Origin of the sequence: Nonomuraea sp. MG754425 (assembly GCF_021699195.1) — a bacterium.
Classification (GTDB): domain Bacteria; phylum Actinomycetota; class Actinomycetes; order Streptosporangiales; family Streptosporangiaceae; genus Nonomuraea.
The window spans coordinates 20,008-29,273 of record NZ_SSXE01000124.1 but is presented as its reverse complement, the minus strand read 5'-3'; the positions used below and the strand labels follow the sequence as shown (position 1 = coordinate 29,273).

At 69.4% G+C, this 9,266-nt stretch carries 7 protein-coding genes; 2 read left to right on the top strand and 5 right to left on the bottom strand.

The window, feature by feature from the left end:
• Window positions 1-141: 141 nt before the first annotated feature.
• The gene (locus tag FAF44_RS34775; RefSeq protein WP_237107585.1) at window positions 142-1,389 is read right to left on the bottom strand and encodes a leucine-rich repeat domain-containing protein; all 1,248 of its coding nucleotides are present in this window, start codon (window positions 1,387-1,389) and stop codon (window positions 142-144) included.
• Between the two features lie 161 nt (window positions 1,390-1,550).
• On the opposite strand from FAF44_RS34775, the gene FAF44_RS34770 reads away from it, so the two are divergent.
• Complete coding sequence (locus FAF44_RS34770) at window positions 1,551-1,991, top strand: hypothetical protein (protein WP_237107584.1); 441 nt, start codon at window positions 1,551-1,553, stop codon at window positions 1,989-1,991.
• A gap of 274 nt (window positions 1,992-2,265) precedes the next feature.
• Here the strand turns inward: FAF44_RS34770 and FAF44_RS34765 are convergent, their stop codons facing one another.
• Window positions 2,266-3,030, bottom strand: coding sequence for a PhzF family phenazine biosynthesis protein (locus FAF44_RS34765; protein WP_237107583.1), 765 nt, complete (start codon window positions 3,028-3,030; stop codon window positions 2,266-2,268).
• Between the two features lie 168 nt (window positions 3,031-3,198).
• On the opposite strand from FAF44_RS34765, the gene FAF44_RS34760 reads away from it, so the two are divergent.
• On the top strand, window positions 3,199-3,582 hold the full coding sequence (locus tag FAF44_RS34760; protein WP_237107582.1) for a cell division protein SepF: 384 nt from the start codon (window positions 3,199-3,201) through the stop codon (window positions 3,580-3,582).
• A 153-nt stretch (window positions 3,583-3,735) separates the two neighbouring features.
• Here FAF44_RS34760 and FAF44_RS34755 read toward each other — a convergent pair whose 3' ends face one another.
• The 3 genes from FAF44_RS34755 to FAF44_RS34745 form a co-directional block, all read right to left on the bottom strand.
• On the bottom strand, window positions 3,736-5,070 hold the full coding sequence (locus FAF44_RS34755) for a hypothetical protein (RefSeq protein WP_237107581.1): 1,335 nt from the start codon (window positions 5,068-5,070) through the stop codon (window positions 3,736-3,738).
• Window positions 5,071-5,190: 120 nt separating this feature from the next.
• Complete coding sequence (argS, locus tag FAF44_RS34750) at window positions 5,191-6,918, bottom strand: arginine--tRNA ligase (protein WP_237107580.1); 1,728 nt, start codon at window positions 6,916-6,918, stop codon at window positions 5,191-5,193.
• Complete coding sequence (locus FAF44_RS34745; protein ID WP_237107579.1) at window positions 6,915-9,182, bottom strand: HAD-IC family P-type ATPase; 2,268 nt, start codon at window positions 9,180-9,182, stop codon at window positions 6,915-6,917. Before FAF44_RS34745 ends, argS begins: the two co-directional genes overlap by 4 nt.
• Window positions 9,183-9,266 lie beyond the last annotated feature (84 nt).

Below are 9,266 nucleotides of genomic sequence, written 5' to 3'. Positions count from 1 at the left end.
GCCGATGGTACTGCACTCGGGAGGGTGTGGGAGAGTAGGTCACCGCCGGACAATCTTTAGGAAAGGGCTCTGACGCCACGGGCGTCGGGGCCCTTTCTGCTTTTTTGTGGGGCCCTTCCCCGGAAGGGCCCTTTTTGTTGCTCAGGACAGGTGGACCTCGATGCCCAGGGATCTGAGGTCGGTGGCTGTGGTGGCCGGCAGGTTCGGACAGCCCTTGATCCGGACCTCGGACAACGCCGGCAGCCCGGACATGTCGCCGAGGTCCGTCAGGGACTCGCAGTCGTACAGGTTCAAGGAACGCAGGGCGGGAAGTTTGATGTCGCCCAGGCTGTGCAGCCGTCGGCCCTGGTACATGACGAGCCGTTCCAGGTGGGCCAGGCCGGTGAAGGCGGTCAGGTCGGACAGGTGATGCAGTTGGTAGAGGCTCAGCTCGCGCAGGGCGGGCATGGTGGCCAGGGCGGAGAAGTCCTTGAGACGGTCGGTCTCGAGCAGGTGGACCTCGCTGATCGATGGATGCTCTTCGAGCCCCTTCAGCGAGGTGAGCCGGTTGCGTTTGTAGACGGTGAGCTCGGTCAGCGCCGGCAGTCGGGACAGCGCGTCGAGATCGGTGAGCGGGCAGGTCGGCGTGCCCAGTGAGGTCAGACGCGGATGGTGGCCCAAGCCGGTGAGACCGTTCAGGTTCGGGTTGCCGCTGAGCCACAAGGTGGTCAGCCGCCGCAGGCCGGACAGGGGTGTGATGTCCCGGAGCGCGCGGCAGGAGTGCAGGTCGAGGTTCTCCAGCAGGGGCATGCCCGCGCCGATGCCGTCGAGGCTCGCCACCGAGGTTTGCATGAGGTTCAGGGCGCGTAGCTCGTGCAGCTTCAGCAGCGGGGAGAGGTCCGACACGAGGGTGCAGCCCTGCAGGTCGAGGCTGGACAATGCGGTCAGGGCGGCCAGGGGTGCCACGTCGGCGACCGATACGCAGCCGCTCAGGTCGAGTTCTGTCAGGCCGGTCAGTTCGCCGACCTCGGAAAGGTCGGACAGGGTCCGGCAGCGTTCGAAGCGCAGGGAGCGCAGAGCGGTCAGGTGGCGCAGGCCGGGGGCGGAGGCGACCTTGGTCAACGTCAGCTCGGTGCGTCCTTCCCGGACGAACGCGGGCGCGAGCACTAACTCCGCGAAGATCTCGGGATCGGTCGACTCCGGCCATAACTTCAGCAGTTTGTCGGTGTGTGGCGAGGTCAGCTTGGTGGCGAACTGGCCGGCCAGGGTGAGCGCCGTACGTGCGTGACCTGCGGGGGCCGGCTGGCGGGTCAGCTCTCGTACGGCCTTCCACGCTCGTGCTTCCGACGTCGTGCCCAGCTTGGAGCGCAGGACCGTGATGTACGGCGGCTCATGGGGAGGTGTGATCATCACGCAACACCCTACGCGCGTCGCAACACGAGACCCTTCGATGCCTCCTCGAGGAGGGGGCCGCACACGCGTCGCCGCTTGGTGGTGGGTGATGGCCGCCGGGGGAACTCGCCGTGCTCGGAAGGCTCCCAGGGGGTCACGACAAGGCCGTCGGTGATGGAGTGTGCTGGCTGGAGTTCATCGATGTCGGCCCAGACTTTCAGGTCCTACCCTGCGAGGTGATTCTGGAGGAGGATCGCTGGGTGAACAGTCCTGGCCGTTACGACTACTGCGGGCTCTACCTGCGGGGTGCCGGCGAAGATGACGCGATCGAGTTGGCCGCTCGTGCCACCGGCGCGACGCGCGACGGTCGTCTGCTGCGGGTCGGCGCTGTGGAGATCGAGGTCCGCCGCAATTCCGACTTCACTCACGACGGGGCCGATTTCCCGACTTGGCCGATCAAGATGGAGATCGAGACGGGGGACGCCACCGGCTACCAGGTCATCGAGACGGTGTCGAAGATTCTCACCCATGCCTGGCAGGCGGGTTATGACGCAGTCGCCGCCGGCGACTTCGAGGATGAGCTTCCCGGCCACGGTGGTTACTCCCGCTACCGGCACTGATCTCCTCCGCAGCTCACCATTCATTGGTGCCGTTGTGTGCTTCCTACCTGCGCGAACACGAGTGCTCTTCTGGGGGACGTCCCGAATGGGGTGCTTTCCCAAGTGCGAGGTCGGGTGCGAGCGTTTTCCGAGTCTGACGTCCGGTGTGCATGCCGCTACTCGTAGCGATGGGTGGCCCTCAGCCGCTGTGTGCGGTGCGATTGTCGGTGGGGTGGCAGTGGGCGGGGCCGGGGGTGATTGTGGGCTTGCTCGGCTTTCTGACGGGGGCCGAATGTCAGAGGTGCAGGGTGCCCGACAGCACCGTTACCGCGTGGCCGGCGAGATGGACGCGGTCGTCGTCGTGGCGCACATGTACAAGTCCGCCCCGGGCCGAGAGCTGGGCACCGGTCAAGGAGGTGCGTCCGAGCCGGGCGGACCAGTACGGGGCGAGGGCGCAGTGCGCCGAACCCGTCACCGGATCCTCGGGCACGCCGACGTTCGGGGCGAAGAAGCGGGAGACGAAGTCGGTCTCGGTGCCGGGCGCGGTGACGATGACGCCCCGGGCGTCCACGGCCGCCAGGGCGCGGATGTCGGGGGCCAGCGAGCGTACGGTCTCCTCCGAGTCGAGCTCCACCAGCAGGTCGAGCTGACTTTTCCCGACCCGCAGCGGGGTGGCGCCGAGTGCATTCTCGAGGCCGGGCGGAACCTCCGAGGGGGTCACTCGCTTGGCCGGGAAATCCATTGTGATCATGCCGTCGGGGCGGCGATTGACGGTAAGGACGCCTCCGGCCGTGCTGAATTCGAGCTGCCCGTCCGCCGTACCGGTCGAATAGAGGACATGTGCGGTCGCAAGCGTGGCATGGCCACAGAGCGTAACCTCCACCATCGGGGTGAACCAGCGCAGTGAATCCCTGAGCAGGAAGGCCGTCTCGGAGAGGTTCATCTCGGCGGCTACGCTCTGCATCCATCGCGCAGTAACCGGAGTCTCCAACAGGCAGACAGCGGCGGGATTACCCTGGAAAGCTGTGTCGGTGAAGGCGTCGACCGTGAAGAGGCGCACGTGGCTGATGGTATACGGGGGTCGGATATCCAGCTGCAAGCAGGCTGCAAGCCGTACAAAATGGAATTAGGGCTGGGCGTGTCGCGTGGCGAATGCGGAATCGTCGGTTACCGTCCAATGTGTAGGGACGTGCCGATTACGGTGAGTTCCTGAGGAAAGGACAAGCCGATGGGGGCAGTGCGCAAGGTGGTGAGCTACCTTGGCCTGAGCGGGGTCGATCACTACGACGAAGGCTACGACGACGACGAGCACTACGAGGACGAGTACGTCCCCGCGACCGAGCGGGCCGCCAAGCGGTGGCGCGCGAACGTCGACTCGTCGAGGATCGTGATGGTCCAGCCGCTCAAGTACAACGACGCACCGTTGATCGGCCAGCATTTCCGTGACGGTCAGACGGTGATCATGGACGTGACGGGCATGTCGATGCCTGAGGCGACAAGGATGGTGGACTTCGCCGCAGGACTGGCTTTCGGATGCGAGGGGCGGATCGAGCGCATCGCAGAGCGCGTGTTCCTCCTCGCCCCGGCTCACGTGGAGATCGAGACCACTTGATCGCGTAGCGGGATCTGAGCTTGAGGGCCCGTCCGAGCAGCGGCGGGTTTCTCACTCTTGTGCAACTCGCGGGCCGTGACACCACATGTCACGGCCTGCGGCGTGTGACCTGGTCATCGTGGGGCGGCGCGGGGGCGTGGGCGGTGGAGCGGGTCAGTGGGCGGCGCGGGGGCCGCGGCGGATGAGGCGGGTGAGCTCGGTCGAGTCCTCGGTTGCCTGCTCGGCGCGGGTCTCCGCTTCCCGCGCGTACGCGTGCAGCGCCCAGACCGCGCCGTCCGCCAGTTCTCTCAGCTCGCTCACCTGAGCGGTGACGTACCGGGTGTCGGCCTCGATGAGTTTGCGGCGCTGCCAGAGCTGCCAGCCGGCCAGGCCGATCATGGCCACCGCGGCGGCGGCGAGCAGGCGGGGGCCGAGTGCCGCCCCGACGAGGCAGGCGAGGCCGGCGACGATGAGCACCACGGCCGCCCAGGGCCGCCCGCGCGGGACCATGCCCTCGGTGAGGATCGCCTCCTCGGCGGCGGCCAGCGAAGTGTGGTCGGGGCCCTCGGGACGCAGGTGGATGCGGTGGCCGAGCAGGGGGACCGTCAGTGTCTCCGGCGGTTCGAGGCGGCTGTCGGCCTCGAGTTCCTCGGCCACGCCACGCAGGATCGGCGCGGCCACGTGCAGCGCGATCGCCGCCAGGTGCGGGTCCGCGCCGGGTCGCAGGTCGTCGAGCAGGTACGAGGTGAGCGAGGCCTTCGGCCCAGGTGGCCCGCCCTGGCCGATCAGGGTACGCAGCACGGCGAGCGGCTCGTCCTCGGCCCAGGCCGCGGCGGGGGTGGCCGGGTCGTTGTCGAGCGGGGCGGGAGAGTCGCGCTCCGACTGCCGCGCCGAGGTGATCTCGGCGCACCGGCCGCGCAGCCTGGTGAGCCGGGCGGCGGCCACGGCGGGCCTGGCCAGCTCGGGGATCTCGGCCATCTCCGGGAAGTCGGCCAGCGACGGCGGCACCACGACCGAGGGCTCGCCGGGCACGAGCGCCTGCACCCACTGCCGGGGGTCGGCGTGCTCCTGGACGGCCAGCGCGTCGAGTTTGCGCAGCACGAAGATCTTGCCGGCGGGGCCGTACGCCCCCCGGGCGGCGGCCAGCCAGAGCGAGCGCTGGCCGTGGGAGACCGGGTGGTCGATCGACAGGTCGCCGAACGCGGTGCCGAGCCAGGAGGCGTGGATGCGGCTGCCCTGCCCGGACACCGCCAGCGCCAGGCAGAGGAAGAGCGCGGTCTGCTGCTGGTCGCGACCGGCGGCCCGGCTCAGCGGCTCCAGCGGGTCGTCACCGGCGAGGAGGGCGACCAGGGCTTCGAGCGCCGGGGGCAGCCAGTAGCCGGGGACGTCGCGAAAGCTCGGGTCGGCCGGAGGCGCGGTGCCCTTGGCGGCGAGGTGCGCCAGCAGCGCCTCGGCATAACGATGCAACTCGGTCGCTGCTGGGGGGCTCGCAGTCAGGTCAGTGCTCAAGGCAGAGAACTCCCCCATTTCGGCCTCGGTTCATGACCGCGTAAAGCCTAGCCGTTGGGGCGCGCCAACCCGGTGAAGGCGCGCCCACGACGGAACGGGAGACTTTGAGCCAACTGCCTGTTACATGCGCTCGGGGACAGGGACGCCCAGAAGGTCGAGCCCGGTCTCCAGCACCCGCAACGTCAGCGCGCACAGGGCGAGCCGGTGGTCTCGGGTGTCGGGGTCGACGCCCTCCTTGATCACCGGGCACTCCTCGTAGAACGTGCTCAGCAGGCTGGCCGTCTGGAAGAGGAACGCGCACAGCCGGTGCGGCTCGGAGCCGAGGGTGACCTGCGTGACCAGCTCGCCGAAGCCCAGCAGGTGGAGGCCCAGGGCGCGTTCGGCGGGCGCGTCGAGCACGATGGACGCCGTCGCGTCGGCCGGTGCGAGGCCCGCCTTGCGGAAGATCGAGCGGATACGGGCCGTCGCGTACTGCATGTAGGGGCCGGTGTTGCCGGTCATGGCGACCATGCGGTCGAGGTCGAAGACGTACTCGCTGTCGTGGCTGACCGACAGGTCGGCGTACTTCACGGCGGCCATGCCGACGGAGTGGGCGATCTCGCGCTGGGTCGCCGCGTCGTAGTCGCGGGTCTCGATCAGCTTGGCGGCCCGGTCGATGGCCTCCTGGAGCAGGTCCATCAGCTTGACCGACTCGCCGGAGCGGGTCTTGAAGCGGCGGCCGTCCTTGCCCAGCATCATGCCGATGCGCACGTGCTCGGGCGAGGCGGTGTCGGGCAGCCAGCCGGCCTGCCGTGCCGCGGCGAACACCATCTGGAAGTGCAGCGCCTGCTCGTTGCCCACGACGTAGAGCATGCGGTCGGCCTTGAGGTCGTGGACGCGGTAGCGGATGGCCGCCATGTCGGTGGTGGCGTAGCCGTAGCCGCCGTCGCTCTTCCTGATGATGAGCGGCAGCGGCTTGTCGTCGGAGCCGGTGAAGCCGGGCGGGAACACGCAGAGCGCGCCCTCGCTGAGCACGGCCGTGCCGGACGCCTCGAGGTCGTCGCAGGTCTTCTGGAGCATCGGGTTGTACATGCTCTCGCCGGCGATGTCGGCGTCGGTGAGGGTGACGCCGAGCAGGTCGTAGACCTTGTTGAAGAAGCGCACGGTGGCGTCCATGAACACGTGCCAGAGCCGCAGCGTGTCGGGGTCGCCCGACTGCAGGGTGCTGACCCGCACCCGCGCGCGGGTCTTGAACGCCTCGTCGCCGTCGAACTTGGCCCGCGCCGCCTGGTAGAACTCGGTGCCCTGGCCGGCCTCGAGTTGCGCGACCGCGGCCTGCTCGCCGATGTCGAGCAGGTGCTCGATGAGCATGCCGAACGGGGTGCCCCAGTCGCCCAGGTGGTTCTGCCTGATGACCTTGTTGCCGAGGTGCTCGTGCAGGCGGGCCAGCGCGTCGCCCACGATGGTCGTGCGCAGGTGGCCGACGTGCATCTCCTTGGCCGCGTTGGGCGCGGAGTAGTCGATCACGACGGTCTGCGCCGGGGCGGCGGTGCCGACGCCGAGGCGCGGGTCGGCCAGCATCTGCCCGGCCTCGACCTCGATCCACGGGTTGGCGAGCGTGATGTTGAGGAAACCGGGGCCGCTGACCTCGACCGTGCCGGGGAAGTCGGCCAATTCGGTCTTGATGGCTTCCGCGACCTCCCGCGGGGCGCGTCGCAGTCGCTTGGCCAGGCTCATCGCGACGTTCGCCTGGAAGTCGGCGAACTGGGAGGGCCGGATCAGCGGATCTGCGTCGGCGTGCTCCGGGCCGAACGCGCGGGCCAGCGCTTGCTGGACGCGCTCGGTGAGCACAATCTGCGGGTCGGTCATGCCCTAAGGGTACCGGCGACCTTGACCGCGACGCTTGTCACGATCGCCGCCACGATCGAGATGCCGACGGCGATGAGATCGTTGGGCAGACCGCTGGGGTCGAGGGCGAAGAAGTCGCGGACGAAGGGCAGCGACAGGCCGATCGCGAACAGCGCCGCCATGGCCGCGACCAGGCCGATCCGCCACCAGGTGAGCGGCCTGGCGATGAGCACGAGCACCCACCAGGTGGTGAGGAAGAGCGCGATCACGGCGGCCGTCTGGGCCTGGAGGAGGGGCGCGCCGCCCTGCTGCGCGATCCAGAACGACGCCAGCACCGCCACCGCGCACAACACCCCGGCGGGCACGGCGAAGCGCAGCACCCGGGGCACGAAGCCGGGCTTGGAGCGTTCGAGCGTGGGAGCCAGCGCGAGGAAGAACGCCGGGATGCCGATGACCAGGGCGTTGGTCAGCGTCGAGTGGCGGGGCGCGAACGGGAACGTCAGCCCGGCCAGCCCGACCACGAGTGACAGCACGATCGCGTAGAAGGTCTTGGTGAGGAACAGGTTGGAGACCCGTTCGATGTTGGCCAGCACCCGCCGGCCCTCGCCCACGACGTGGGGGAGGGTGGCGAACTTGTCGTCGAGCAGCACCACCTGCGCGACGGCCTTGGTGGCGGGGCTGCCGGCGCCCATCGCGATGCCCAGGTCGGCGTCCTTGAGCGCGAGCACGTCGTTGACGCCGTCGCCGGTCATGGCCACGGTGTGGCCGCGGGCCTGGAGCGCGGTGACGAACTCGCGCTTCTGCTGCGGGCTGACCCGGCCGAAGACGGTGTGGGTGTCGAGCAGCTCGCCGAGCCTGGCCGGGTCGTCGTGCGGGAGGGTACGGGCGTCGATCGAGCGGTCGCCGCCGGAAATGCCGAGGCCGGTGGCGATGGCGGAGACCGCGAGCGGGTTGTCGCCGGAGATGATCTTCAGGGTGACGCCCTGCTTGGCGAAGTAGCCGAGGGTCTCGCGGGCGTCGGGCCTGATGCGCTGCTTGAGCGTGACGAGCGCGACGGGCCGCACGTCGGCCTCGCCGCGTTCGGTGCCGTCGAGGGACGTGGTGCGGCACAGCGCGAGCACGCGGGTGCCGGTGGCGGCCAGTTCGGTGGCCCTGTCGTAGGCGTCGCCGCCGGTCAGCAGCACGTCCGGGGCGCCCAGCACCCAGGCGCCGTGCTCGCCGAAGTCGGCCCCGCTCCACTTGCGCGCCGAGGAGAACGGGACGGTCGAGCGGGCCGTCCAGCCGTCGGGGACGGCGGGGTAGCGGGCCCTGACGGCCTCGGCGGTAGCGTTGGGGCGGTCGTCGAGGCCGGCGAGGGCGGCCAGCGCCGCCTCGACCGGGCCCTCGCCCATGGGGAGCACCTGGTCGAGGTCCATGCCGCCGGCGGTGAGCGTGCCGGTCTTGTCCAGGCAGAGCACGTCCACCCTGGCCAGGCCCTCGATCGCGGGCAGTTCCTGGACCAGGCACTTGCGCCGGCCCAGGCGCACGACCCCGACCGCGAACGCGATGGAGGTCATCAGCACCAGGCCCTCGGGGATCATGGTGACGATGCCGGCGACCGCGCCGGTGACGGCGGTGCGCAGGTCGGCGGAGTTGCTGAGCTGGCTGTAGATCAGCAGGGCGCCGATCGGGATGACCAGCCAGGTGATGTACTTGATGAAGTTCGCCACGCCGGAGCGCAGTTCGGAGTGGGCGAGGTGGAACCGGCTGGCCTCCTCGGCGAGCTTGGCGGCGTACGCGTCGGTGCCGACCTTCGTGGCGACGAACGCGCCCGACCCGGCCACCACGAAGCTGCCCGACAGGACCTGGTCGCCCTGCCGCTTGTGCACCGGGTCGGCCTCGCCGGTGAGCAGCGACTCGTCCACCTCCATGCCCTCGGCGGCCACGACCTCGCCGTCCACCAGCAGGCGGTCACCGGGGGCGAGCAGGATCAGGTCGCCCAGGACCACGTCACGGGGGTTGATCTCGCGTTCCTGGCCGTCGCGGCGCACGCGTACGGGAGCCTCGTTGATCACCGCGAGCCGGTCGAGCGTGCGCTTGGCGCGCAGCTCCTGGATGATCCCGATCAGCGCGTTGGCCACGATGACCAGCCCGAACAGGCTGTCCTGCCATTCGCCGAAGATCAGGATCAGCACCCAGAGCACGCCGATGACCAGGTTGAACAGCGTGAAGACGTTCGCCCTGAGGATCGCGCTGAGAGAACGGCTGGAGCGGCGCGGGATGTGGTTGGCCTTCGCCCGTGCCACCTGCTCAGTGGTGAGCCCATGCGTCACCGAGAGGAGCCCGTCCACATTAGCCCCCGTTTCTGTGGATCAGTCTCACACCCTAAA